The 25,775-nt window shown below is 47.9% G+C and carries 17 protein-coding genes; 12 read left to right on the forward strand and 5 right to left on the reverse strand.

The features are described from left to right. The first annotated feature begins 97 nt into the window (after positions 1 to 97). Positions 98 to 400: a WGxxGxxG family protein gene (locus P2A85_RS20725; protein ID WP_377475268.1), complete on the forward strand. Its 303-nt coding sequence runs from the start codon at positions 98 to 100 to the stop codon at positions 398 to 400. A 160-nt stretch (positions 401 to 560) separates the two neighbouring features. On the opposite strand, the gene P2A85_RS20730 is transcribed toward P2A85_RS20725, so the two are convergent. Then, the gene (locus P2A85_RS20730) at positions 561 to 1,718 is read right to left on the reverse strand and encodes an AAA family ATPase (RefSeq protein ID WP_377475269.1); all 1,158 of its coding nucleotides are present in this window, start codon (positions 1,716 to 1,718) and stop codon (positions 561 to 563) included. Positions 1,719 to 1,904: 186 nt separating this feature from the next. On the opposite strand from P2A85_RS20730, the gene P2A85_RS20735 reads away from it, so the two are divergent. Continuing rightward, the gene (locus P2A85_RS20735; RefSeq protein WP_341730345.1) at positions 1,905 to 2,660 is read left to right on the forward strand and encodes a DUF561 domain-containing protein; all 756 of its coding nucleotides are present in this window, start codon (positions 1,905 to 1,907) and stop codon (positions 2,658 to 2,660) included. 70 nt (positions 2,661 to 2,730) lie between these two features. On the opposite strand, the gene P2A85_RS20740 is transcribed toward P2A85_RS20735, so the two are convergent. Next, entirely contained in the window at positions 2,731 to 3,375 is a 645-nt protein-coding gene (locus tag P2A85_RS20740; RefSeq protein ID WP_377475272.1) for a hypothetical protein, read from the reverse strand. 84 nt (positions 3,376 to 3,459) lie between these two features. Between P2A85_RS20740 and P2A85_RS20745 the strand changes: the two genes are divergently transcribed. Beyond that, the gene (locus P2A85_RS20745) at positions 3,460 to 4,107 is read left to right on the forward strand and encodes a DUF2301 domain-containing membrane protein (protein WP_377475274.1); all 648 of its coding nucleotides are present in this window, start codon (positions 3,460 to 3,462) and stop codon (positions 4,105 to 4,107) included. 66 nt (positions 4,108 to 4,173) lie between these two features. Then, on the forward strand, positions 4,174 to 4,827 hold the full coding sequence (locus tag P2A85_RS20750; RefSeq protein WP_377475275.1) for an ElyC/SanA/YdcF family protein: 654 nt from the start codon (positions 4,174 to 4,176) through the stop codon (positions 4,825 to 4,827). Positions 4,828 to 5,133: 306 nt separating this feature from the next. On the opposite strand, the gene hisD is transcribed toward P2A85_RS20750, so the two are convergent. Further along, the gene (hisD, locus tag P2A85_RS20755; RefSeq protein WP_377475276.1) at positions 5,134 to 6,447 is read right to left on the reverse strand and encodes a histidinol dehydrogenase; all 1,314 of its coding nucleotides are present in this window, start codon (positions 6,445 to 6,447) and stop codon (positions 5,134 to 5,136) included. Positions 6,448 to 7,173: 726 nt separating this feature from the next. Here hisD and rpsT point away from each other — a divergent pair. The 5 genes from rpsT (at position 7,174) to P2A85_RS20780 (ending at position 19,218) form a co-directional block, all read left to right on the forward strand. Further along, on the forward strand, positions 7,174 to 7,473 hold the full coding sequence (rpsT, locus tag P2A85_RS20760; RefSeq protein WP_340522314.1) for a 30S ribosomal protein S20: 300 nt from the start codon (positions 7,174 to 7,176) through the stop codon (positions 7,471 to 7,473). Between the two features lie 159 nt (positions 7,474 to 7,632). Further along, entirely contained in the window at positions 7,633 to 8,412 is a 780-nt protein-coding gene (locus P2A85_RS20765) for a TatD family hydrolase (protein ID WP_340522317.1), read from the forward strand. Positions 8,413 to 8,972: 560 nt separating this feature from the next. After that, positions 8,973 to 12,362: a DNA-directed RNA polymerase subunit beta gene (gene rpoB / locus P2A85_RS20770; RefSeq protein WP_340522319.1), complete on the forward strand. Its 3,390-nt coding sequence runs from the start codon at positions 8,973 to 8,975 to the stop codon at positions 12,360 to 12,362. Between the two features lie 248 nt (positions 12,363 to 12,610). Further along, positions 12,611 to 14,485: a DNA-directed RNA polymerase subunit gamma gene (locus tag P2A85_RS20775; RefSeq protein WP_377475277.1), complete on the forward strand. Its 1,875-nt coding sequence runs from the start codon at positions 12,611 to 12,613 to the stop codon at positions 14,483 to 14,485. A gap of 602 nt (positions 14,486 to 15,087) precedes the next feature. Beyond that, the gene (locus tag P2A85_RS20780) at positions 15,088 to 19,218 is read left to right on the forward strand and encodes a DNA-directed RNA polymerase subunit beta'' (RefSeq protein WP_377475278.1); all 4,131 of its coding nucleotides are present in this window, start codon (positions 15,088 to 15,090) and stop codon (positions 19,216 to 19,218) included. Between the two features lie 940 nt (positions 19,219 to 20,158). Here the strand turns inward: P2A85_RS20780 and P2A85_RS20785 are convergent. Further along, positions 20,159 to 20,557 carry a response regulator gene (locus P2A85_RS20785; RefSeq protein ID WP_340522328.1) on the reverse strand — a complete coding sequence of 133 codons (399 nt, stop codon included), beginning with the start codon at positions 20,555 to 20,557 and terminating at the stop codon, positions 20,159 to 20,161. Positions 20,558 to 20,572: 15 nt separating this feature from the next. Here P2A85_RS20785 and P2A85_RS20790 point away from each other — a divergent pair, with 15 nt between their 5' ends. Together P2A85_RS20790 and P2A85_RS20795 are read left to right on the forward strand one after the other, a co-directional pair. After that, positions 20,573 to 21,022, forward strand: coding sequence for a hypothetical protein (locus P2A85_RS20790; RefSeq protein ID WP_377475279.1), 450 nt, complete (start codon positions 20,573 to 20,575; stop codon positions 21,020 to 21,022). Between the two features lie 614 nt (positions 21,023 to 21,636). Further along, on the forward strand, positions 21,637 to 24,189 hold the full coding sequence (locus P2A85_RS20795) for a DNA topoisomerase (ATP-hydrolyzing) subunit A (RefSeq protein ID WP_377475280.1): 2,553 nt from the start codon (positions 21,637 to 21,639) through the stop codon (positions 24,187 to 24,189). On the opposite strand, the gene P2A85_RS20800 is transcribed toward P2A85_RS20795, so the two are convergent. Beyond that, positions 24,176 to 24,316: a hypothetical protein gene (locus P2A85_RS20800; protein ID WP_377475281.1), complete on the reverse strand. Its 141-nt coding sequence runs from the start codon at positions 24,314 to 24,316 to the stop codon at positions 24,176 to 24,178. The two genes, P2A85_RS20795 and P2A85_RS20800, sit on opposite strands and share 14 nt — an antisense overlap. 28 nt (positions 24,317 to 24,344) lie before the next feature. On the opposite strand from P2A85_RS20800, the gene P2A85_RS20805 reads away from it, so the two are divergent. After that, on the forward strand, positions 24,345 to 25,694 hold the full coding sequence (locus P2A85_RS20805; protein WP_377475282.1) for an ABC transporter ATP-binding protein: 1,350 nt from the start codon (positions 24,345 to 24,347) through the stop codon (positions 25,692 to 25,694). Positions 25,695 to 25,775: the final 81 nt, after the last annotated feature.

The raw sequence follows: 25,775 nt of genomic DNA on the forward strand, positions 1-25,775 counted from the left end.
TTACCACAGTTTATGGCTACAGGTGGATTTTACTGGAGTTGGCGATCGATATAGTAGTGATAGTTAAAGATTTTGCCCACAAACAGCATTTTTAGTTATGAAACGTTCTGATTTATCTAAAGTTATTAGTGCAGGAATTATTGCTGCTGGTTTAGCCATTGTACCAGCTAACTTGCCTGCTGCTGCTCAGACGAATACAGCTCCTGGTACTAATAGCACTACAACTACCACAAGTCCTCGCTCCGATGTTTACCGTACAGAGTCCGATCGCGATTTTGACTGGGGATGGTTGGGATTGCTCGGTTTGTCTGGTTTGTTCGGTTTGATGCCCCGCAAGGAAACAAAAACTGTCAACTACACTACTACCGATCGCGACCCCTCTGTTCGCACTGAATACTAATGCTACTTTAGTATGTTGGCTATGAGCCTTATACAGGAACAGGGTTTTTTCACCTGTGCGATCGTAAATAGGAATTTCTTGACCTCCATCTTTGGGGGTCTTTTGTTTTAGGGATGAGGTCAAGGAATCAATTCACCGTCACACAAAGATAAAATAGTATTCAGAACGGTCTGCCTCCAATGATATTCATTGCCCAAAGCTGATCCAAGCTATAATCTTTTAACCAGTGTTCTAAGTCTATAGAGTCAGCCCAAGTTAGAGTCGCCAAACCATCTTCAGAATCACAAACTAGCACCTCATGAGGTTGTAAAAATCGGATTAGGCGATCGGAATGAGTTGCGACAATTAATTGAGTTCTTTGAGAAGCTTCTCTCATTGCATGAGCTAGTAGTTGTAACAACTCTGGATGTAAACTAACTTCCGGCTCATCAATCAGCGTGATAGCAGTCAAATCTCGACTTTGTAGTAGAGTTATTAACCACAGAAACCGCAGTGTTCCTTCGGAGAGTTGGTGCATATAAAAAGGATCAGAAAAATTTCTATCCTTCCAAGTCATTGCTAAAGTTCCTGCCGCTACTGGGGGAAAACTCAACCTTTCAAAATCAGGAAATGCCGCAGCAAGCGTATCTTCGATAATTTCAAATCGATTTCGATCGGTTTCTCGCAGATAATAGAGGCATGAAACTAAATCTTCTCCCTTACTACCTGGCAAAGTTGCAGGCCGCATCGATTGAGGTAAACGGATGGGACTTTGAGGCGACAAATTTAATTCCCATGCTTTATAGAAACTACATGAAGCTAAATTTTGCCTCAAGGTTTCCGGTTCCCGATACATCTTAGGAACTTGGGCGAGGGATGTTTCGTAAGGATTGTGTTGCCAGTTTGGGCGTAGTAGCTTTTCATTTTCTGGACTAAAATATCTGACATCTAAACCGCGAGATTCAATATACTTAAAAGGTTGAACAGCATCGGGATTGCGCTGTTGAATGAGGGTTTCTAAACCAATTTCATAGAACTGACCTTTGGTTGCGATTTTTAGATAATAGTTGAGGGGTTCCTGATTCTCTATAGGCATCGATAAGGAGATTGATACGCTATCAGCCCGGTCTACTGTTACAATCTGACTTAGACCGCCTAATTCGGAAATTTTTGATTGTAACTGACCCTTGGCTGATGCTGCTAGAAGTGAGAATATTTCTAAAAAAGAACTTTTCCCAACACCGTTAGCACCAATCATCACTGTCAGAGGTCGCATTTCTACCTCTGCCGAAAACAAACGGCGAAACCCTTGGATCGTTAGACGCTCAAATGTGTTCATAATATTTGTACTTGAGCTTGTAGAATCTTAATATGCACAATTTTACTCCGCCAAAACACTTTTTTCCATAATGTCTACAAATTTCGATAGTGACCAGGTAATTAAGAATTAATTATTAAAAATCACCAAGTGCTCAAGTCTGTGTCAAAATGATTTTACGAAATTTTTTAAGTTGGAAAACTAACGATGACTGTAAATCCTAAATTGCAGCGCGCATTTGAGCAAGGCCGCGCCCTGAAAATTATCAGCGGTTTGAATAATTTTGATGCCGCCAGAGTTGCGGCTGTTGTCAAAGCAGCGGATCTCGGCGGTGCAACATTTGTTGATATTGCAGCCGATCGCGATTTGGTAATCATGGCAAAAACATTGACAAATTTGCCAATTTGTGTATCGGCGGTGGAACCAGAAAAGTTTGTCTCTGCGGTAAAAGCCGGTGCAGATTTGATTGAAATTGGTAACTTTGACTCTTTCTACGCTTCAGGTCGCCGCTTTGAAGCTGAAGAAGTTTTGGAGTTGACTCGCCAAACTCGATCGCTACTTCCCAACATCACCCTTTCTGTAACTGTTCCCCATATTTTGACCTTAGACCAACAGGTGCAATTAGCCACAGAATTAGTCAAAGCTGGCGCTGATATTATCCAAACAGAAGGCGGTACGAGTGCTCAACCAGTTCACGCCGGCACTTTGGGATTGATTGAAAAAGCAGCGCCTACTTTAGCCGCCGCCTTTGAAATTTCCCGCGCCGTATCGGTTCCGGTACTTTGCGCTTCTGGCATCTCCAACGTCACCGCACCGCTGGCTATTGGCGCCGGTGCAGCGGGTATTGGTGTCGGTTCTGCCATCAGTCAACTTAATAGCGAAGTCGCGATGATCGCCGCTGTTCGCAGTTTGGTTGAAGCTTTAGCCAAGGTAGAGCGATCGCACTTAGCTACTTCCATTTAAACAGCTTCCAACTGATATCTTTTAGTCGTTACCAGGCTCTTCCTGGTAACGCAGATGCTTTGGATCTGCCTCAATGATTGATAAACCACACTGAATAATCATCCAAAAAAACCTTATTTGGGGAGTTTTCATCACTGGTTTTTAAATTTACTAAAGGCAACACAAATTCTCGGTTATCGCTGACACGCTTTACCTCTACAAGGATACCATTTTTCTGATAAACAGAATCCTTAAATTGTTTGATTTCAAAGATGTCTGTGTAAGAAGATTTAGTTTTTGTGGTTTTTTTATATTCTTTTTTGTTGCCAGAATCACTACCCAAATCTTCTTCCCAAATAAACAATTCTCTGCCTGTGACATTACAGGGTAATTGCAAATTATTTTTGAGGTATGTTAAATAGGTAAGGAGATTTTTAATCCCAACTTCAATACTTTGAGAATTCAATATTTGAGCAATTCTCTGCTCGAATTGTTTGATATCGAACAGGGTAATTCCATCTATACCTGTGACCATTGCGTGTTTAATCAAGTTAAGTTCAGGGATTCCCATCAATAGACGCTGAAGGCTATTTAGTGGTTTCTGCTTTCTACCTGCTACAATAGTTTCATCAAGCTGAATCGGAGGAAGCTCTGCTTCGGAAGCTAGGGATTTGCTGTGGTTTGGACTATCGTCAAATTTAGGCTTTTTAAATCTAGGCTTGTCAAAGTTAGACATAACTGGAGCTGGTTGTACTGGTTTATGAATAAAGTATATCTTGACAGAAGTACATTCGTCTGTAATACATAGGAGGAAGCTGCGATGCAACTATTAAAATCCCCTGAAGAATCGGCAGTCTATCAAGGGCAATTTGGCGAGTTTACGATTACTCAAAGCGATCGCACGGGTGTGATAATTTACCGTGCAGCGTTAGGGGTAGCTGCCACTTGTTGGGCGATCGGCACTACCCTCGTACTGCAACAGGGTGACAACCCAACCGCCATCCAAGCAATAACGCCGATTTTTGCTTGTTTCTGGATAGCTTTAGGCGTTAGTTTGGCAACTATTCATATTTACATGATTGCCTTACACCGACTGTTACAAATATTTTGGGCGATCGGTGGCGCGGCCGCACTTTTTATCGCCATACAAAACGCAGAACCCCTAGCTTTAGCAGTTTACGAACATCCAGCAACTTTGTGGGGAATTGGTTTTATTTTTGCCGCATTAAATGGCATCTATTTCAAAGAAGCTTTCTGTTTCAATCGCTTAGAAACTAAGTTTTTGACTCCCGGAGTTCCGTTCTTAATTATCGGACATATTGGCGGTTTTCTTTCAGGGGAAAACGAACAATTATTACTCGCTGTTTGGGCAGTTTTGTTTATCATATTTGCAGTCCGTAAGTTTTTTCAACCTATCCCCCAAGATATTGGTGACAAAAGCGTGTTTGAGTACCTCAAAAATCAATAATTATTGCAGCATAATCCTAGACACACCAAAATCAAAGAAACCTGGTTTTTTTGTTAAACACAGACCATGAAAATCAGTCTCCTACGTCGGCGAGAAAAGTGGGCAATTACCAGGGAAGGTTGGGTAATTGCAATCATGGGATTAATAATTTCAATGATGTTGATAGTCAAAAATATCCATCCGTTTTTGGCGGTAAATTCGCCCGTGAAAGCAGATATTTTGGTGGTAGAAGGCTGGTTGCCAGATTACGCGATCGAAAGTGCGATCGCCGAATTCAAACAAGGCAAATATCGCCAACTAATTACCACAGGAATTCCCTTAAGTAAAGGCTACTACTTAGCTGAATATAAAAATTATGCTGAACTCACCGCCGCCACTTGTATTGCCCTAGGATTCGATCGCGATAAAATCATCGCAGTACCCGCAGCCAATGTCCTCAAATATCGTACTGCTGCTTCGGCGATCGCACTTAAAGAATGGCTTGCTACCTCAGCGTTAAAAGTTGACGCCATTAATCTTTATTCCTTTGGAACTCACGCCCGCCGCAGTTGGCTCATCTTTAAACAAGTCCTGCATCCAGAAACTCAAGTGGGAATTATCGCAGCAGAACCCCAAGATTACAATCCTCAAGAATGGTGGAAATCCAGCGAAGGTTTTCGCATAGTAACAGGAGAAATTATTGCTTATATTTACGCCATTTTTGTAGATTGGAAAATTTAGCTAAAACCCTAGATATTTTGTTCAAGGGTTTGATAATTCCTCGATTCCCCAATACATATCTGAATTATTCAGATGCTACCGGATTTGATATCATATAAAATCCTCTCTTAATCGTCCTGTATTAAACTCTCTCTTCTCTTCCTTCGCGTACTTCGCGCCTTCGCGGTTAAATCATTCCGATACAACCGGATTTGATATCAAACCCCAACAGCCTCACGCAGCCTCAAGCGTTTTTGGTCCCACACTATATCACTTCGATTAGTGTGGGTACTTCCGTCTGTTTAGCTAAAATTTACTCTTTAGAACCTAAAATTCTACATCCTCGTCGTTTTCAGTCCGCAGTCGCACCGAATCAGCATGAGAAGGCAAACCCTCAGCTTCGGCCAAAACATTAATCGCCTTAGCCATCTTTTTCAGTGCAGTCGGCGAATATTCTATCAAACTTGAATGCTTCATAAAAGTTTCGACACAAAGTGGTGAAGCATAGCGAGGAGCTCCTGAAGTCGGCAAAGTATGATTCGGTCCCGCCAAATAGTCTCCTACCGCTTCCGGTGTCGAGTAACCCAAGAAAATCGCCCCCGCGTGGCGAATTTGCTCTAGTAAGGCCCAGGGATCTGCAACTTGCAATTCCAAGTGTTCGGGAGCAAACTCGTTCGAGAGTTCCGCCGCCGCCTTGAGAGACTCAACTACCACGACTAAACCATAATTAGCGATCGCCTTTTCAGTTAAAGTCCGGCGTGGGTGATTTGCCAACTGTCTGTCTACCTCAGCCACCACCTTCCTCGCCAGCACGGAATCCGCCGTCAGCAAAATCGCCGACGCCATCGAATCATGTTCAGCTTGAGCCAACATATCCGCAGCGACGTGGACGGGGTTAGCATCCCCATCAGCGATAATCAGCACTTCCGACGGGCCAGCCAGAGAATCAATCCCTACAGTCCCGTAAACCAGTTTTTTCGCTAGGGTAACGTAAATATTCCCCGGTCCAGTAATTAAATCTACCTTCGGAATAGTTTCCGTACCGTAGGCCAAAGCCGCGATCGCCTGAGATCCACCTACGCGATAAATCTCATCAACTCCCGCTTCCTGAGCCGCTACGAGCACCGCAGGATTCATTTTCTTTTCCTGTCCGGGGGGAGTACACATCACCAGTCTCGGAACTTTAGCGACCTTAGCAGGTACCGCATTCATGATCACCGAGCTCGGATAGGATGCCTGACCCCCTGGGATGTAAATTCCCGCGCGATCGACCGGAGTATAGCGCTTGCCCAAAACTACCTGATCCGAGCCAAACTGCACCCAAGACTTGGGGACGCGCTGTCGGTGAAACGCCTCTACCTGTTTGCAAGCTGTACGGATTGCATTTAATAATTCTTTGGGCACCTGCTGGTAAGCAGCGTCCAATTCAGAGCCACTCACACGCAAATCTTCCGCATTTAGGGTCATGCGGTCAAATTCAGCGGTGTAGTGCAGCAGGGCCTTATCGCCTTTGCGCTTTACAGCTTGCAGCACCTCCCGCACGGTGGCTTCTTTGTGAACAACAAGTTCGTCATGGGTGCGATCGCAGATTCGTCGCAGTTCAGCTTGTGCCTCAACCCACTGAGTAATGATTCGCAGCATGGAGATTCGGAATGCCTTCCTTAGGAATTGCCCGCCTGAGAACCGGGTGGCGATCGACAGAATAGAAGATCGGAGCAACAGGGGGGAGAGGGAGAGCGGGAGAAGGGGGGAGAATGGGAGAACGGGAGAAGTTGTCTTCTGCCTTTTGCCTTCTGCCTTGTACCTTTTGCCTTCTGCCTTCTGCCTTTTGCCTTGTACCTTTTGCCTTCTGCCTTCTGCCTTCTGTAAACGCTTCTTGCCGAAGCCAGAATAACCCGTACTCTTTGTTATAGCTTAACTTGGATTTTTCCGGGAATCACATTTTGAACCGAATATGTGCTATGTTAGTTTTTCTGACGTAATTTTTTTATAAAAAACCCTCAAATATTGTATACTCGAAAATTGCGCGCAATAAACCGTGACTTGTAGGGGCCATTGTAGTTTGGTCTCCATCAGGTTAATCGGTCAGGGTCAAATTCAGTGCCTACATCGCGCAGATCTAAACGATACCTGTGACTTTAGTCACTGGGTTGTTTAACCTTCTGAAGCCGAGCCGATCGACGGTTGTCTAAAATCAACCTCTACTATTACAGGAAGCATCCTGTTTGGATAAATCGGCTCCCTGAATCAAGCATCTCAGTGTCTTCAGACCTGAGAGTCTCAAAAAATAGAGAGATCGGAGATGTTTCTCGAATTTTCTCTAAATGAGGCAACTATCAATGAATACCTACTTCCAGCAACTGAACTATGGCAAATATTAAGTCCGCCGTTAAACGAGTCCAAATCGCTGAACGCAACCGGTTGTACAACAAATCTTACAAGTCAGCAGTAAAAACCCTGATGAAGAAGTATTTTGCAGCGGTTGAAAAATACGCAGCCAGTCCGAGTCCTGAGTTAATGCAAGAAGTGCAACAGCGGATGTCAGAGGCTTACAGCAAAATCGACAAAGCGGTCAAAAAAGGCGTACTCCACCGTAACAATGGGGATCGCAAAAAGTCGCGGTTGGCGAGAACTCTCAAACCCCATGAAGTATCCGTAGCATCTTAAGGAAGCAGGAAGCAGTGATGAGTTAGTTGTTATTTGTGATTAGTTATGGGGTTTAATAGCCAAGAACCGATAACAGATAACCAAGACCAAACTCTCCCCTGTCCTGCCTCAAACTCGCTCACCCACCCACTATTATTTTGACTTCTACTTGTCTCGCTCATGCAGCTCATCGACACCCACGTTCATATCAACTTTGATACTTACAAATCTGAGTTAGAAGCCATTCGAGAACGCTGGCGGGAAGCTGGAGTAGTTCATTTGGTTCATTCTTGTGTAGAGCCAGAAGAGTTTGCCGGAATTCAAGCAATCGCCAATCGGTTTGCTGAAGTATCCTTTGCCGTAGGCCTCCACCCCCTAGACGCAGGGAAGTGGACAGAGGAGACTGCAAACCAGATTAGGGAATTGGCGAGTCAAGATGCCAGAGTAGTGGCGATCGGCGAAACCGGACTAGACTTTTACAAAGCCGACGATCGAGAACACCAGTTCAAAGTATTTGAAGCACAACTCGCGATCGCTCAGCAACTAGACAAACCAGTGATTATCCACTGTCGTAACGCAGCCGCCCCCATGGCAGAAATGCTGAGGGACTTTTGGCAAACTCGTGGCCCGGTGCGCGGAGTCATGCACTGCTGGGGAGGAACACCAGAAGAAACCCAGTGGTTTTTAGACCTGGGTTTCTACATCAGTTTTAGTGGTACTGTCACCTTTAAAAAAGCCTTGCAAATACAAGAATCAGCTTGTATGGTAAATAGCGATCGGCTCTTAGTCGAGACAGATAGCCCCTTTCTCGCCCCCGTACCAGAACGGGGAAAACGCAACGAACCAGCCTTCGTGTACCACGTAGCCGCCCAAGTTGCTAAATTGAGAGGAGTTTCTCTGCTAACTTTGTCCCAGCAGACAACAGAAAATGCCTGTAGGCTATTCGGCCTTTCACTTTAACGAAAGCTGAACAGAGGAAGGAGGAAAAAAGCCAGTTTACTGCCATCGATCGCCAGGAAACGGCATCACGAATATGTTATCCTTTGAAATCTGCCATCGATCGGATTTGCGCCCTATAATCAAAAGAACAAGCCGATCGAGCGTTGGCGCACTACTAGGGCGATAGCAGTTTCCGAGAAACTGCAAGCAAAAGTTAGTATTGCACCGACCAGTCCGGCCAAACAATCAACTAATACACCGGAAAAATACACATCTAAAAAACTGGGGTCTTCAGAAATTTGGCGATAGCTGAAAAGTAAATTCTAGGAATGAAATGTGTAGGGAATTAAAAATAGAACACCAAGAGATCGGCACAAAAAAGATCTCGATCGAAGCCAAAATGAGCAATAATCCGCTGCGATCTACCCGCAAAAATAACCGTTGCAGTAGTTGGTAAGCGATGGAAAACATCATATAAATTCTCTCACACAATACCTCAAAAAAACGAAAGCAAGGTAAAAAAAACGCCCCGCTTGGGCGTCATGTAAAAAGCTAGAGCTTTCTCAGGAAAAAGGACACCCATGACCAGTAAAGATTACACAGAATTCGCATTCACCTTGCCCGACCTGATCGAAATCCAGCGGGCAAGTTTTCGCTGGTTCCTAGAAGCCGGACTCATCGAAGAACTAGACAGCTTCTCCCCCATCACAGACTACACAGGGAAGCTAGAACTCCACTTCATAGGCAAAGACTTCAAACTGAAGCGCCCCAAGTACGACGTAGACGAAGCCAAACGACGGGACAGTACCTACTCAGTACAAATGTACGTCCCCACCCGTTTGATTAACAAAGAAACAGGCGAAATCAAAGAACAAGAAGTCTTCATCGGCGATTTGCCGTTGATGACCGAACGCGGGACCTTCATTATCAACGGCGCAGAACGAGTCATTGTTAATCAAATTGTGCGATCGCCAGGCGTCTACTACAAATCAGAAACCGACAAAAACGGCCGCCGCTCCTACAACGCTTCTTTAATCCCCAACCGTGGCGCATGGCTGAAATTTGAAACCGACAAAAACGATTTAGTCTGGGTCAGAATCGACAAAACCCGCAAACTGAGCGCCCAAGTCTTGCTCAAAGCCCTGGGACTCACAGACGGCGAAATCTACGACAGTTTGCGCCACCCCGAATACTTCCAAAAAACCATCGAAAAAGAAGGACAATTCGGCGAAGAAGAAGCCCTGATGGAGCTCTACCGCAAACTAAGACCGGGGGAACCCCCCACGGTAGCCGGCGGCGAACAACTACTCAATTCCCGATTCTTCGACCCCAAACGATACGACTTGGGCAGAGTAGGACGCTACAAGCTCAACAAAAAGTTGAACTTGACCGTCCCAGACACAGTGCGCGTGTTGACATCCCAGGATATCTTGACGGCGATCGACTATTTAATTAACCTCGAATTCGACATCGGCTCCACAGACGACATCGACCACCTAGGAAACCGTCGCGTCCGAAGCGTCGGAGAACTGCTGCAAAACCAAGTCAGAGTAGGACTCAACCGCCTAGAACGAATCATTCGCGAAAGAATGACAGTTTCCGATTCCGACTCCCTAAGTCCCACATCCCTGGTCAATCCAAAACCCCTAGTAGCAGCCATCAAAGAGTTCTTTGGCTCTTCCCAGCTATCGCAGTTTATGGACCAGACCAATCCCTTGGCAGAACTGACCCACAAACGACGCCTATCCGCCCTAGGACCAGGAGGTCTAACCCGCGAACGCGCAGGCTTTGCAGTTCGGGATATTCACCCGTCCCACTACGGTCGGATTTGCCCGATCGAAACACCAGAAGGTCCCAACGCCGGACTCATCGGCTCCCTAGCAACCCACGCCAGAGTCAACCCCTACGGCTTCATCGAAACCCCTTTTTACCCAGTCGAAAAAGGACAGGTGCTGCGAGACAAAGCTCCCGTTTACATGACAGCCGATGAAGAAGATGATTTGCGGGTTGCACCGGGGGACATTAGCCTCGACGAAAACAACAACCTCCTCGGCGAAACCGTAGCCGTCCGCTACCGTCAGGAATTCACCACGACGACACCCATGCAAGTGGACTACATGGCAATTTCGCCAGTCCAAATCGTCTCCGTCGCCACATCACTAATTCCCTTTCTGGAACACGACGACGCGAACCGAGCTCTAATGGGCTCCAATATGCAGCGCCAAGCAGTACCATTGCTCAAACCAGAACGACCCCTCGTGGGCACTGGTTTGGAAGCTCAAGCAGCGCGAGATTCCGGCATGGTAGTAGTTTCTCGCACCAACGGAGAAGTTGTCTATATTGATGCCACCAGAGTAATCGTCAAATCCCTAGCCCCCGATGCAGAATCCCTGTCATCGGAAGAGTTGTTTATGATTCGGGATTATGACGAACTCAGGGCGAGAAATCCTTCGGCTTTCAAGCAAAAATATGCTGGCTGCATCGAACATGAGCTACAAAAGTATCAGCGTTCTAACCAGGATACCTGCTTGAATCAGCGTCCTTTGATCTATGAGGGCGATCGCGTCGTAGCCGGTCAAGTGCTCGCCGATGGTTCCTCCACCGAAGGAGCAGAACTCGCTCTGGGACACAACATCCGAGTAGCCTATATGCCTTGGGAAGGCTACAACTACGAAGACGCGATGTTGATTAGCGAACGCTTAGTGTACGAAGACGTATACACCAGCATCCACATCGAAAAATACGAAATCGAAGCCCGCCAAACCAAACTCGGCCCTGAAGAAATCACCCGCGAAATTCCCAACGTCGGCGAAGACGCTTTGCGCCAGTTAGACGAACAGGGGATTATCCGCAAAGGCGCTTGGGTAGAAGCCAGCGACATCTTAGTGGGTAAAGTAACTCCCAAAGGTGAATCAGACCAACCACCAGAAGAGAAACTGTTGAGAGCAATTTTTGGCGAAAAAGCCAGAGATGTCCGCGACAATTCCCTGCGCGTTCCCAATGGTGAAAAAGGCCGTGTTGTAGACGTGCGGGTGTTCACCAGGGAACAAGGCGACGAACTACCCCCTGGTGCAAACATGGTAGTCCGAGTTTATGTCGCCCAAAAGCGGAAGATTCAAGTCGGAGACAAAATGGCCGGCCGCCACGGGAATAAGGGTATTGTGTCTCGGATTCTGCCGATGGAGGATATGCCCTATTTGCCCGACGGGACACCGGTTGATATGGTGTTGAATCCCCTAGGCGTACCGTCACGGATGAACGTGGGTCAGATTTTTGAGTGCTTGCTGGGCTGGGCTGGGGAAAATCTGTCGATGCGGTTTAAGATGGTGCCTTTTGATGAAATGCACGGGGCTGAGAAGTCTCGCGAAACTGTGCACGGCAAGTTGCAAGAAGCGCGGGAAAAAACAGGCAAACCGTGGGTGTTTGATGAAAAACATCCAGGCAAGACTATTGTCTATGATGGTCGCACTGGTGAGCCGTTCGATCGCCCTGTGACAGTCGGCATCGCTTATATGCTGAAACTCGTCCACTTGGTAGATGACAAAATCCACGCCCGGAGCACCGGACCTTACTCGTTGGTGACACAACAACCTTTGGGTGGTAAAGCTCAGCAAGGCGGACAGCGGTTTGGGGAAATGGAAGTGTGGGCCCTGGAAGCTTTTGGGGCTGCTTATACTTTGCAGGAGTTGTTGACAGTGAAGTCCGACGATATGCAGGGTAGAAATGAGGCTCTAAATGCGATCGTCAAAGGTAAGGCAATTCCCCGCCCCGGTACTCCAGAATCTTTCAAGGTGTTGATGCGAGAATTGCAATCTTTGTGTTTAGATATTGCTGTTCATAAAGTCAACACATCCGATGATGGTAGCGAACACGTAGAGGTAGATTTAATGGCAGATGTCGGTAATAGGCGATCGCCCTCTAGACCAACCTATGAATCCCTTTCCCGTGATGAACTAGACGAAGATATGTAGGGATTGTAGATAGTGGATTTGAGATTTTGAGCAACACTAAAGCCAAAGTCTCAAATCAACCATCTCAAAATAACCAAGAACCAATAACCAACAACCAATAACCAATAACAAATAACAAATAACTAATAACCAATAACCAATAACCAATAACCTCCCCATCACAAATTCACCCATGCTCAAAGCCTTGAGCAAACAAAAACAGTAAATCAGCAAAAATCATCGACTGAAAATCATCAATTGGAGTCAAAATGGCTAAGTTAGAACAACGCTTTGATTACGTCAAAATAGGATTAGCATCACCAGAAAGAATTCGACAGTGGGGAGAAAGAACCCTACCCAACGGTCAAATAACCGGAGAAGTAACAAAACCAGAAACCATTAACTATAGAACCTTAAAACCAGAAATGGACGGCTTATTTTGTGAGCGTATTTTTGGGCCGGCGAAGGACTGGGAGTGCCATTGTGGGAAATATAAGAGAGTGAGACATAGGGGAATTGTTTGCGAGAGATGTGGGGTGGAAGTAACGGAGTCGCGGGTGCGCCGTCATAGGATGGGGTTTATTAAGTTGGCGGCACCGGTGGCCCATGTTTGGTATCTGAAGGGGATTCCTAGCTATATGGCAATTTTGTTGGATATGCCTTTGCGGGATGTGGAGCAGATTGTTTATTTCAATGCTTATGTGGTGTTGAATGCGGGGAATGCGGATAAGTTGCAATACAAGCAGTTGTTGACAGAGGATGCTTGGTTAGAAATTGAGGATGAATTGTATAGCGAGGATTCGACTCTGACGGGGGTGGAAGTGGGTATTGGGGCGGAGGCGTTGCAGGTTTTGTTGCAGAATATTCCTTTGGAATCGGAGGCGGAAAAACTGCGGGAGGATATTGCGAATGCGAAGGGACAAAAGCGGGCGAAGTTGATTAAACGATTGCGGGTAATTGATAATTTCATTGCTACTGGTTCGCAGCCGGATTGGATGGTGTTGTCGGTGATTCCGGTGATTCCTCCTGATTTGCGGCCGATGGTGCAGTTGGATGGGGGACGGTTTGCTACTTCGGATTTGAATGACCTTTATCGGCGGGTGATTAATCGGAATAATCGGTTGGCTAGGTTGCAGGAGATTTTGGCACCGGAGATTATTATTCGGAATGAGAAACGGATGTTGCAGGAGGCGGTGGATGCGCTGATTGACAATGGGAGACGGGGTAGGACTGTGGTGGGGGCGAACAACCGGCCGCTGAAGTCTTTGTCGGACATTATTGAAGGGAAACAGGGTAGGTTCCGCCAAAATCTTTTGGGTAAGCGGGTGGATTATTCTGGTCGTTCGGTGATTGTGGTGGGACCGAAGTTGAAGATTCATCAGTGTGGATTGCCTAGGGAGATGGCGATCGAATTGTTTCAACCTTTTGTGATTCATCGGTTGATTCGTCAGGGGTTGGTGAACAATATCAAGGCTGCTAAGAAGATGATTCAGCGGGGTGATGCTGGGGTGTGGGAGGTGTTGCAGGAGGTGATTGAGGGTCATCCGGTGATGTTGAATCGGGCTCCTACTTTGCACAGGTTGGGGATTCAGGCTTTTGAGCCGATTTTGGTGGATGGGAGGGCGATTCAGTTGCATCCTTTGGTTTGTCCGGCTTTTAATGCGGATTTTGATGGGGACCAAATGGCGGTGCATGTTCCTTTGTCGTTGGAATCTCAGGCGGAGGCGAGGTTGTTGATGTTGGCTTCTAATAATATTATGTCGCCGGCGACGGGAAGACCGATTGTGACTCCTTCTCAGGATATGGTTTTGGGTTGCTATTATTTGACGGCGGATAATCCTCATGGGCAGAAGGGGGCTGGTCGGTTTTTTGCGAATTTGGATGATGTGGTGGTTGCTTATGAGCAGAAGGTTGTGGATTTGCATTCTTATGTTTGGGTGAGGTTCCAGGGTTTGATGGAGAGTGAGGAACCGGAGGGGGAGCCTCTGAAGATGGAGCGAACGCCTGGGGGAATTGTGACTAAGGAGTATAAGTTTCGTCGGGTTCGGGAAGATGAACAGGGGAATGTGATTAATCAATATATTCGGACTACTCCGGGGAGGGTTATTTATCATCAGACGATTTTGTCGGTGATAAATAATTAGGGCGATGGTTGATGGTTGATGTGGAGTCGGTTGTCAACTGTTTGCTACAAAAAAGGTGATGGTTTGATGGCAATTTTTTATGAGGCTGCATGGAATTTCGATCCCCCCTAACCCCCCTTAGGAAGGGGGGGACAAGATTCTTCTCCAAGTTCCGCTGGTGGGAGGGGGGACAAGATTCTTCTCCAAGTTCCGCTGGTGGGAGGGGGGGCAGGATTCTTCTCCAAGTTCCGCTGGTGGGAGGGGGGGCAGGATTCTTCTCCAAGTTCCGCTGGTGGGAGGGGGGGCAGGATTCTTCTCCAAGTTCCGCTGGTGGGAGGGGGGGCAAGATTCTTCTCCAAGTCCTCGCAACGATGCGGGGGGACAGGATTCTTCTCCAAGTCCCCGCAACGATGCGGGGGGCAAGATGCTTCTCAAAGTCCCCCTTCTTAAGGGGGATTTAGGGGGATCGAAATATATGCCTCGATCGGGGGGGCAAGATGCTTCTCAAGGTCTCTTTTCGATCGGGGGATGCGAGGGGGATCGAAATATATGCAACGACCCATTAAATTGGTTTGAGTTGGTGAAAGTTTGCAAACAATTTAGGTAATTTAAGGATAAAGAAAATGGCAATGGATAAGGGTATTGTTTTTCACAATCGTGTAGTGGATAAGGGTCGTCTTAAGAAGTTGATTTCTTGGTTTTTTACGCATCATGGTACGTCGCGGACGGCGGAGATGGCGGATAGGTTGAAGGATTTGGGTTTTCGGTTTGCGACTCGTGCGGGGGTTTCTATTAGTGTGGATGATTTGCAGGTGCCGCCTTCTAAGCGATCGCTGTTGGATGCTGCGGAGGAGGAGATTCGGATTACGGAGCAGCGGTATACCAGGGGGGAAATTACTGAGGTGGAGCGGTTCCAGAAGGTGATTGATACTTGGAATAGTACGTCGGAGGATTTGAAGGATGAGGTGGTGAAGAATTTTCGGGCGACGGACCCTTTGAATTCGGTTTATATGATGGCTTTTTCTGGGGCGCGGGGCAATATTTCTCAGGTGCGGCAGTTGGTGGGGATGCGGGGGTTGATGGCGGACCCCCAGGGGGAGATTATTGATTTGCCGATTAAGACTAATTTCCGGGAGGGGCTGACGGTTACGGAGTATATTATTTCTTCCTATGGGGCTCGGAAGGGGTTGGTGGATACGGCTCTGCGGACGGCGGATTCTGGGTATTTGACTAGAAGGTTGGTGGATGTGTCTCAGGATGTGATCGTGCGGGAGGTGGATTGTGGGACGATGCGGGGGATTCGGGTGCGTCCGATGATGGATGGGGCTACGGTGTTGATTCCGCTGAGGGAGAGGCTGCTGGGACGGGTGTTTGCGGCGGATGTGATTCATCCGATTACTGGGAAGGTTGTGGCTTTTGAGAATGAGCTGGCGGTGCGGAATCAGCCGATTACTGAGGAGTTGGCTTTGGAGATTGGTAGGTCTGGGGTGGCGGAGGTGTTTTTGCGATCGCCTTTGACTTGCGAGGCTACTCGTTCGGTTTGTCAGCACTGTTATGGCTGGAGTTTGGCGCACTCGAAGATGGTGGATATGGGGGAGGCGATCGGGATTATTGCGGCTCAGTCTATTGGGGAACCGGGGACTCAGCTTACTATGCGGACTTTCCACACTGGGGGGGTGTTTACTGGGGAGGTTGCTAAGCAGGAACGGGCTCCTTTTGCTGGTGTGGTGAGGTTCAAGAATCTGCGGACTCGTGCTTTTCGTACTCGCCATGGGGAGGAGGCTCTGGTGGCGGAAAGTAGTGGGAAGTTGATTTTGGAGGGGGAGGGTTTTGAGGAAGGAAGGTCTGGGGCGAAGAATCAGAAGCTGAAGATTGAGCTGGCGATCGCCCAGGGTTCGACGGTGATGGTGAAGGATGGACAGCGGGCTAAGCTTGGTCAGATTTTGGCGGAGGTGCCGATCGCGGGGCGGGCTGCAAAGAAGACGACGGAGAAGGTGACGACGGATGTGGCTTCGGATTTGGCTGGGGAGGCGAGGTTTGCTGACATTATTCCGGAAGAGAAGACCGATCGCCAGGGTAATACGACTCGGACGGCTAGTAAGGGGGGGTTGGTTTGGATTCTTTCTGGGGAGGTGTATAATTTGCCTCCGGGGGCTGAGCCGGCGGTGAAGAATGGCGATCGGATAAGGGCCCAGAGCGTGATTGCTGAGACTAAGCTGATATCTGAGCATGGTGGTGTTGTTCGCATTGCTGACTCTAGGGAGGTGGAAATCATTACGGCACAGGTGTTGCTGGACCAGGCTGTGGTGAGGCAAGAGAGCATGGGAGGGCGGGAGCATTACATCATTGAAACTGCTTCTAATCAACGTTTTTCGCTGAAGACTACTCCGGGGAGTAAGGTGATTAATGGGGAAGTGGTGGCGGAGTTGCTGGATGATAGCTATCGCACTGCTACGGGGGGTATTGTGAAATACGCTGGGGTGGAAGTGCACAAGCGTGGGAAGGCGAAGCTGGGCTATGAGGTGGTGAAGGGTGGCACTCTGCTGTGGATACCGGAGGAGTGCCATGAGGTAAACAAAGATATTTCTCTGCTGTTGGTGGAGGATGGGCAGTATGTGGAAGCTGGGACTGAGGTGGTGAAGGATATTTTCTGCCAAACCAGTGGGGCTGTGGAGGTGACTCAGAAGAATGATATTTTGCGGGAAATTGTGATTAAGCCTGGGGAGTTGCATGCTGTCGATCGCCCTCTGTTGGCTCTGGGTGAGGGGCAAATTGTGAATGCGGGTCAGGAGGTTGTGCCTGGTTTGGTTGCTGGGGAGTTGACCTATGCGGAATATATCGAGACTCCGGAGGGTCCTGCGTTGTTGTTGCGGCCTGTGGTGGAATTCCCTGTGCCCGATCGCCCTCCGGTGCCTTCGCAGACGGCGCTGAATGAGTCTATTGCTCTGCGGGCGGTTCAACGGTTGCCCTATAAGGATGGGGAGCGGGTGAAGTCTGTGGATGGGTTGGAGTTGTTGCGAACTCAGTTGATTTTGGAGATTGGGACGGATGCTCCGCAGTTGGCGGCGGATATTGAGCTGTTGCCGGATGAGGTGGATGCTGTGGCTTTTGGGGCTGATGGTTCGGGTCCTGGGTGGCGGTTGGATGGGGCGGAGTCTGATGGGGCTCTGGCGATGCTGGATGAGGATGAGGAAGGGCGATCGAAGCCTTTGCGTCTCCAGTTGGTGATTTTGGAGTCTTTGGCTTTGCGCCGGGATGTTTCGGCGGACCCAACTCAGGGGAGCACTCACACCAGGTTGTTGGTGGAGGATGGTCAAGAGATTGCGCCCGGTGCTGTGGTGGCTCGGACTGAGATTTTGTGTAAGGAGGCGGGGACTGTCCGGGGGATTCGGGAAAAGATTGGGGAACCGGTGCGCCGACTTTTGGTGATGCGGGATGTGGATGCGGTGACGATCGATGTGGTGGGTACTCCCCAGGTGAGTCCTGGGGAGTTGTTGGTGGCTGGTACTGAGGTGGTGCCTGGGTTTTTTCTGGAGGAGTCTGGTCAGGTGATGAAAGTTACTCCTCCGACTGTTCCTGATGAGCCAACTAAAATTATGCTGCGCATTGCGCGTCCCTATCGGGTTTCGGCTGGTGCGGTGCTCCATGTGGATGATGGGGATTTGGTGCAGCGGGGGGATAATTTGGTGATTTTGGTGTTTGAGCGGGCAAAGACGGGGGATATTATCCAAGGTTTGCCACGGATTGAGGAATTGCTGGAGGCTCGGAAGCCGAAGGAGGCTTGTATTTTGGCGAAGCGTCCTGGGGTGGCTCAGGTGGAGGCTGATGGGGATGTTGTGGAGCTCCGAGTGGTGGAGGATGATGGGCGGATTGAGGAGTATCCCCTTCTCCCTGGTCAGAATCCGATTGTTTCTGATGGACAGCGGGTGGGTGCTGCGGAGGCGCTGACTGATGGTCCGGCGAATCCTCATGAGATTCTGGAGGTTTATTTCCAGGTGCTGAAGGAGCGGAAGCCGACTTTTGAGGCGGCTCTGGAGAGTTTCCAGCAGGTGCAGACTTTGTTGGTGAATGAAGTCCAGGCGGTTTATCAGTCTCAGGGGGTTGATATTTCGGATAAGCACATTGAGGTGATTGTCCGACAGATGACTAATAAGGTGCGGATGGAGGATGGGGGTGATACTACTATGCTTCCTGGGGAGCTGGTGGAGTTGCGACAGGTGGAACAGGTGAATGAGGCGATGTCTATCACTGGTGGTGCGCCGGCGGATTATGTTCCTGTGTTGTTGGGTATCACTAAGGCTTCTCTGAATACTGATAGCTTTATTTCGGCTGCTTCTTTTCAGGAGACGACGCGGGTGTTGACGGAGGCTGCGATCGAGGGTAAGTCTGATTGGTTGCGGGGGCTGAAGGAGAATGTGATTATTGGGCGTTTGATTCCGGCTGGTACGGGGTTCAATGCCTATGAGGATCAGCTAGGTGCGGATATTTCGCTGGATGGTGGGGTGTTTGACGATGAGGATGTTCGGGGTTTGTCGGAGGGGGCGGTGCTGGACGATCGCTCGGCTCGTCGTGCTTATGCGATCGAGTCTGGGTTTGGTGTGGGTTCTGGTTCGGGTGTTGAGGCGGATGATGAGTTTGAGGAGGAGGTTGAGGTTGGGGATGATGATTTTGTGGCGGATGGGGATGATGATGCGATGGGGGCGATGGGGGATGACGACTTTGAGCTTGGGGATGACTACGACGATGAGGACTAATGTGGTTGCCTAGTTATTTTCTTTTTCAAAGGCGAAACGGGTTTCGTTTTTGGGAAAGGAACAGGAAGCGCAACCCGATCGCCCACAGGCATTCAAAGCCCCCCTTGCTAAGGGGGGGTTGAAGGGGGTGTAACTATTAGCTTTCAAAGGAAGCTTGCAAACACAAGGGCATCCTATGGTGTCCGTAGTGCGGCTATATTCCGAGTTTGCGATCGATTTGCCTATAGCGTTTTGTAGGGGGGTAATTCCGTGCCCGGTTGCTCTCTCTGTCCAAGATGTCGTTTTGTATGGGTAGTGGATGGTGTGTACTTGCCCGCCCCAATCTCTGAAACACATACAAAATCGTGGACGAAGAGGGTAGGTATTCTTGGCACTACCCCTACAAAACCATGATTTGTCTGAGAATGAAACAGCCCTGACCCCTAACCTCTCCTGGGAGGGAACCCACCCCTAACCCCTCCTGGGAGGGTCTAGGGGTGGGTATTCTTCCCCATCATTGTTTTTTTTTGAGAATGAAACAGCCCTGGGGCACGGGGGGTTCGCAGACGGGCACTCTTGACACCGCCCCTACAAGAAAATTAAATCGCTGTGCTGATGGAGAAGGAATTTCCTATAGTTTTTTGTCTCTTTATTGGCACTTTTTTTGAATTTTTGTGGCAATTTTTGAATGTATAGCAACCGCCCAGGCGCTTTGGTCATTGTTCGCTGTTCCCAGAGCGTAGTCGAAGGGCCGGAACCACCTAGCCGAAGGGGTCTAAGGGTCGAAGGGTCAAAGGGTCAAAGGGGTTTAATAGACCTCTCCCATAATTATTGTGGAACAGGCATCCTGCCTGTTCTTGACAGTCTTTTTAGGAGATGTCTAATAGCGTTGGCGGTTGCTATATTATTCTTTTTCCTAACTTTTTGCCTTCTTCCCTTCAAGTATTTTTCTTGTTTGTCGCTACTCCTTTGGCAGCAGTGCCTTGATTTTATCGACAAATAGCTGATGGTCTACTACTGGCTTGGATATGTAACCATCAGCACCGCTCTGGTCCATAAAAGTCTCCCTATCCCCAGCCATAGCATGAGCAGTTACCAAAATAATTGGCAGAGAAGCTGTTTGGGGGTCTGCCTTCAGCAATTGAGTGATTTTGATGCCATCAACAGCCTTGCCTTGATACACACTGCGTGAAAGAGACACATCCATCAAAATCAAGTCTGCCTCACCGTTAGAAGCAATTTGCATCACTTCCTCAACATTTTCGGTGTGCTTTACTGTTAAGCCTCCTCGCTTGGTTAAAATTTTGGAGAAGACTCGAGCATTGACTAAATCGTCCTCTACAATCAGAACGGTTTTCATAAAAGTATTCGGTAAGTGAAAAAAACTCAGTATGTTCAGACCGGAACAGAAAACGCCCCTCAAACCCCTCAGCCTCTTCTACAGTTCTATGGGGCAACGCTATTCTCAAGGCATCACTGCGATCGAGGCATTGCGCCAGCGGTTCCAAAAAAGTGGCTGTGCGTGTTTTTAGTCGGTTATATGTTTCCGGTAGTTGTTGTGAAACAGGCATTTTGCTGGTTTTTGGCTATCTTTTTAGGAGAAATCGCTGGTGACGCAGGTGGGAGTGCCGATTGTTGGCTGGCTTTTGAGGAAATATCCGCCCTCCCAGAGTCTGTCAGGCAATGGTGGACTTTTTGTACTGTACCTTGGGTGGGCAAATTCCAGCCCCAAGGTGCAGTTCGTCGCAGATTTCATCTCTGGTCTCACAACCTGCCCGCGATCGCGCCACAGTTCCCTCTGTTAACTAGCCTCCCCCTTGGCTAATCCTGCACTGGGCTTGGTTATCTGGGTTTTGCGATCGCTTGCAACTTCCCTTCAATAGCCTCGAAACAGTGTCAAATCGTGCAGTGTTTTTAGTGCCATAGGCCGGGAACTCTGCAAAACCCGTATTTGATAACTGTTTGTTTCCTACTTGCTTTTAGAATAAAGCAATGTTTAGTCCTGCTGGTATCACTTATGTTGGCATAGTAACCGATCGGCTTTACCCTAGCATCGTTCAATTAATTGTTGACTTGTCTCTGAGGTTTGGTAGATAGGCTGAATAGATGCACGGGCACTCAAAAATTTTAGCCGATGCAGTCTGTGCAGAAGCGAACTCAAAGAAATTGTTTTCACATATCCTGTAAATAAAAAGGTAGGCGCCATTGAAGGCAACATAGAGGTTAGGGTAAGAGTGGAGGGTAAAAAGCAAGTGTTGCCAGTGTTCGGCACTCTTATTCTTTTTTCATAAGTTAAGTTGATTTTTATCCCCCTGATTGGTGGCTTTGTCGAACTTTCAGTTCCAAGAGCGACAAACAGTTTTCACGCTCAGATAGGCAACCATTACGAGCCCCTTGACTCTTGCCCTAGCACTCAGGAATTAACGGACATAAGGACTCATGGCTAAACAACTAAACCTACTTTCCGGGCAAGTAATTTCTACGGCTCTGCACGCCGAGATGCAGCAATCGTACCTTGAATATGCCATGAGTGTGATCGTCGGGCGAGCTTTGCCTGATGTCCGCGACGGTTTAAAACCCGTTCACCGCCGAATTTTGTACGCGATGCACGAACTCGGTTTGACACCAGACCGCCCCTACCGCAAGTGTGCCAGGGTAGTGGGAGATGTTTTGGGAAAATATCACCCCCACGGAGACCAATCGGTTTACGACGCTTTGGTGCGTATGGTTCAAGAGTTTTCGAGCCGCTATCCTTTACTGGCGGGTCACGGCAATTTTGGTTCTGTGGACAACGATCCGGCTGCTGCCATGCGTTACACCGAAACCAGACTGGCTTCGATCGCCCATGAAGCCATGCTAACTCAGGTCGGTGATGCCACTGTTGATTTTACTGCTAATTTTGACAGTTCGCAGCAGGAACCTACGGTTTTGCCGGCCCAGTTGCCTTTTTTACTTCTCAATGGCTGTACTGGCATTGCCGTGGGCATGGCAACTAATATTCCCCCACACAATTTGGGCGAGGTGGTGGACGGTTTAATTGCTTTGACTGAAAACCCGGAACTCTCGGATCAGAAGTTGCTGGAATTAATTCCGGGACCGGATTTTCCCACAGGTGGCGAAATCATTGCTACAGAGGGCATTATTGATGCCTACACTAAGGGGCGAGGCAGTATTGCGGTCAGGGGTGTGGTTCGGGTGGAGGAAGTGCCTGGTAATCGCAAAATACGCACTAAAACGGCGCTGGTGGTGACGGAGTTTCCTTTTCAGGTCAATAAGGCCGCTTGGATTGAAAAGGTGGCGGATTTGGTCAATGCTGGCAGACTTGATGGGATTGCTGATTTGCGGGACGAAAGCGATCGCGAGGGTATTCGAGTTGTGGTCGAACTTAAGCGCGAATCTAACCCAGAAGCAGTTCTAGCTCGTCTTTACCAACAAACTGACTTGCAAAGTAATTTTGGCGCGATTTTGCTGGCAATTGTCAACGGTCAACCACGACAGTTAACTCTCAGACAATTGTTGCAAGAATTTTTGCATTTTCGGGAACTGACTCTCACCCGTCGCTACAATTACGAGTTGGAGGTGGCCCAACGCCGCTGTCACATTGTCCAAGGCTTAATGTTGGCTTTGACAAATCTTGATGTGGCGATCGATATTCTCCGAAATGCTCCCGATGGCACCACTGCTAAAGCCAATTTCCAAGTTCGCCTTAATTTGACCGAAAGTCAAGCTGATGCGATTTTGTCCATGCCGATGCGTCGGCTGACTGGTTTGGAAAGACAAAATTTGCAGTCTGAGTTGGATGAATTGATGGTAAAAATTCAAGAATTGCAGCGGCTTTTGGGCGACAGACATGAACTTTTGAAGGCTTTGAAGAAAGAATTCCGATCGCTCAAACGTAAGCATACAGACCCGCGCCGTACTAAATTGATTAATGGTCCGGCACCTGCTGCTAACAGCGAACAAAAAGGTTCTGGCAAGCAAAAATCCCCACTCCCGTCTGACACAGAATTAACTGCGCCTCCTACCCTATTTCCGATGCCCCAGGCCGAGGAAACTATTGTTGAGTTTACTCACAAACATTACGTGCGGCGGCTGCCAACGGGCGATCGATCCCGTCCTAAAAGTAGGGAAAAGTCGCTTCAAGCTTTAGAAAAAAATGAAGATTTTATTGTCACGGCCACCCCAACTAAAACCGATCGCAATTTAGTCATCTTAACTCCTAGTGGTAAGGCTTATCCCCTGAAAGTCTCTGATATTCCCACTAGCAGCGGGCGCGATCGAGGCACCCCCATCGTCAGTTTACTTTCGCCATCGGCTACCAAAGAAAGTGCCGGTCGCACTTTGTCCGAACTCACAGTCGCACACTTTATTTTGCCGGAAAATTCCGAAGCGACGGACTTAGTAACCCTGACTGACCAAGGTAAAATTAAGCGTCTACCACTTTCAGAATTTGCGGATTTGACTAATCGCGGTGTGACTCTTGTTAAGCTCAAGGAAGACGATCGACTGCGCTGGGCTAGTCTTACTAAAGTCGGCGAACAAGTCGCCATCGCCACAACGGGAGGCCGAGTCCTCCGCTTTGAGGTGAATGACGAACAACTGCCACCTATGGGCCGCGCAGCCCAGGGTTCTCAAGCCACGCGGCTGCGAAAACAAGAAGATTTGGTGGGTTGCGTGACTCTCGACCCCGATGACAGTCTGGTACTATTTTCGGAGTTGGGTTGGGCTAAACGGATGCCCGCCGGTTCTGTCCGACTGACTAACCGCGGTGAAATCGGCACCCAAGCTTTTCGTTTCGCAGAACCTAAAGATACTTTGGTTGGCTTGCTGCGGTTTGTTCCTGGTAGTGATGTCAAACTTTTAACTAATACTGGCCGATTTGTGCGATCGGCTACTGATGCTATTGCTTTTTGGGGCAAGGATGCTCCCGGTGAAAAAGTTTTTGACCTCCATCCTGGGGAAAAAATTATCAAAGTTATTAGTTGTCAGTAGAAGGAAGAAGGAAGAAGGAAGAAGGAAGAAGGAAGATATTTTGCTTTTCGGGTTTTTCCCAATTCCCAATTCCCCATTCCCCATTCCCCAATTCCCCATTCCCCATTCCCAATTCCCCATTCCCCATTCCCCATTCCCAATTTTAAAATAGTTCAATGGCTAAAGTTGTACTAGAAAATATCTACAAAAGCTTTCCACTCCGCCAAGGAGAGCAGGACAAAGAGGCAAATTCTACAGAAAATATCTCACCAGATAGCCATCCCTCCAGGTCTAACAGCGTTTTGCGCCGCATTAACCTAACTGTCGAAGATGGGGAATTCATGGTGTTAGTGGGGCCTTCGGGCTGTGGAAAAAGCACTTTGCTCCGATCGCTCGCTGGTTTGGAAACTCTGACTGCTGGCAATATCTGGGTAGGCGATCGGCTCCTTAACGATTTGCCGCCTAAAGACCGAAATATCGCCATGGTCTTTCAAAATTATGCTCTCTATCCTCACTTAACAGTTTACGATAATCTCGCTTTTGGATTGCGGCGATCGGAAAGAGAGAAAAAGTCATTAGTCCTTAGTCCGCACTCCCTAGGCAGAATTAAAAATAAACAAGAGATTATTTATAAAATTGAAAATTGGTTGATTACTAATATTGAAAAATATCAAATTCAGCCTTTATTTGAAGATTTATTAGTAGGTATCACTCGGAATTTACCCAAGGGTCTACGCTATTTTTCTGAACGGGAAAAAACTGTGGCAAAACGAGTGATTAAAGTTGCTCAATTGCTGCAAATAGAACCTTTGTTAAATCGTTTACCCAAACAACTTTCGGGAGGACAAAAACAGCGGGTAGCTTTGGGTAGGGCTATGGCTCGAAATCCTGAAGTTTTTTTAATGGATGAACCCCTTTCTAATCTGGATGCTAAATTGAGGGGGGAAACTCGATCGCAAATTGTGCAGTTGCAGCGACAATTGGGAACTACAACTATTTATGTGACTCACGACCAAACTGAAGCGATGACTATGGGCGATCGCATTGCGATTATGAATCTCGGTCAACTTCAACAAGTAGATGTACCTCTACAGCTTTATAACAAGCCTGCTAACTTGTTTGTGGCTGAGTTTATTGGTTCTCCGCCGATGAATTTTTTACCGGTGCAATTTACTGCTCCGTTATTAATTTCTCACCCTCATTTTCGCTTTACTTTACCTGATATTTGGGCAAAAAGTTTACAAAAGTATGACGGTAAATCTCTCATTTTGGGAATTCGGCCAGAACATTTGACCATTCACCCTCCTGCTACTAAAAATCTTTCGGTTCAAGTCGATATTGTGGAAGCTTTGGGATACGAAACCTATTTGCGGGTTAGTCTCACCGATGCACCAGCCCTTTGCTTGCAAGTGCGCGTTCCTCCTGAGCGATCGCTCCGTGTGGGCGAGGAGTTGTGGCTGGCGATCGCCCATGATAAAATTCACCTTTTTGACCCGGAGACTGAATTGGCCATATTCCCCCGTTAGCGATCGCCAAGTTTTACCTTCTTTCCCATAACCTTCCACTTTATGCAAGTATATGTTATCTTTATTTACATAAGTCTTACA

The sequence above is a fragment of the Microcoleus anatoxicus genome (assembly GCF_042465725.1).
GTDB classification, from domain to species: Bacteria; Cyanobacteriota; Cyanobacteriia; order Cyanobacteriales; family Microcoleaceae; genus Microcoleus; species Microcoleus anatoxicus.

Coding starts and splice junctions, on each gene's coding strand:
- P2A85_RS20775 (WP_377475277.1), top strand. CDS start 12,611: ATGGCTAAGTTAGAACAACGCTTTGATTACGTCAAAATAGGATTAGCA.
- P2A85_RS20805 (WP_377475282.1), top strand. CDS start 24,345: ATGGCTAAAGTTGTACTAGAAAATATCTACAAAAGCTTTCCACTCCGC.
- rpoB (WP_340522319.1), top strand. CDS start 8,973: ATGACCAGTAAAGATTACACAGAATTCGCATTCACCTTGCCCGACCTG.
- hisD (WP_377475276.1), bottom strand. CDS start 6,447: ATGCTGCGAATCATTACTCAGTGGGTTGAGGCACAAGCTGAACTGCGA.
- P2A85_RS20800 (WP_377475281.1), bottom strand. CDS start 24,316: ATGGGGAATGGGGAATTGGGAATGGGGAATGGGGAATTGGGGAATGGG.
- P2A85_RS20765 (WP_340522317.1), top strand. CDS start 7,633: ATGCAGCTCATCGACACCCACGTTCATATCAACTTTGATACTTACAAA.
- P2A85_RS20785 (WP_340522328.1), bottom strand. CDS start 20,557: ATGAAAACCGTTCTGATTGTAGAGGACGATTTAGTCAATGCTCGAGTC.
- rpsT (WP_340522314.1), top strand. CDS start 7,174: ATGGCAAATATTAAGTCCGCCGTTAAACGAGTCCAAATCGCTGAACGC.
- P2A85_RS20740 (WP_377475272.1), bottom strand. CDS start 3,375: ATGTCTAACTTTGACAAGCCTAGATTTAAAAAGCCTAAATTTGACGAT.
- P2A85_RS20725 (WP_377475268.1), top strand. CDS start 98: ATGAAACGTTCTGATTTATCTAAAGTTATTAGTGCAGGAATTATTGCT.
- P2A85_RS20735 (WP_341730345.1), top strand. CDS start 1,905: ATGACTGTAAATCCTAAATTGCAGCGCGCATTTGAGCAAGGCCGCGCC.
- P2A85_RS20780 (WP_377475278.1), top strand. CDS start 15,088: ATGGCAATGGATAAGGGTATTGTTTTTCACAATCGTGTAGTGGATAAG.
- P2A85_RS20750 (WP_377475275.1), top strand. CDS start 4,174: ATGAAAATCAGTCTCCTACGTCGGCGAGAAAAGTGGGCAATTACCAGG.
- P2A85_RS20745 (WP_377475274.1), top strand. CDS start 3,460: ATGCAACTATTAAAATCCCCTGAAGAATCGGCAGTCTATCAAGGGCAA.
- P2A85_RS20730 (WP_377475269.1), bottom strand. CDS start 1,718: ATGAACACATTTGAGCGTCTAACGATCCAAGGGTTTCGCCGTTTGTTT.
- P2A85_RS20795 (WP_377475280.1), top strand. CDS start 21,637: ATGGCTAAACAACTAAACCTACTTTCCGGGCAAGTAATTTCTACGGCT.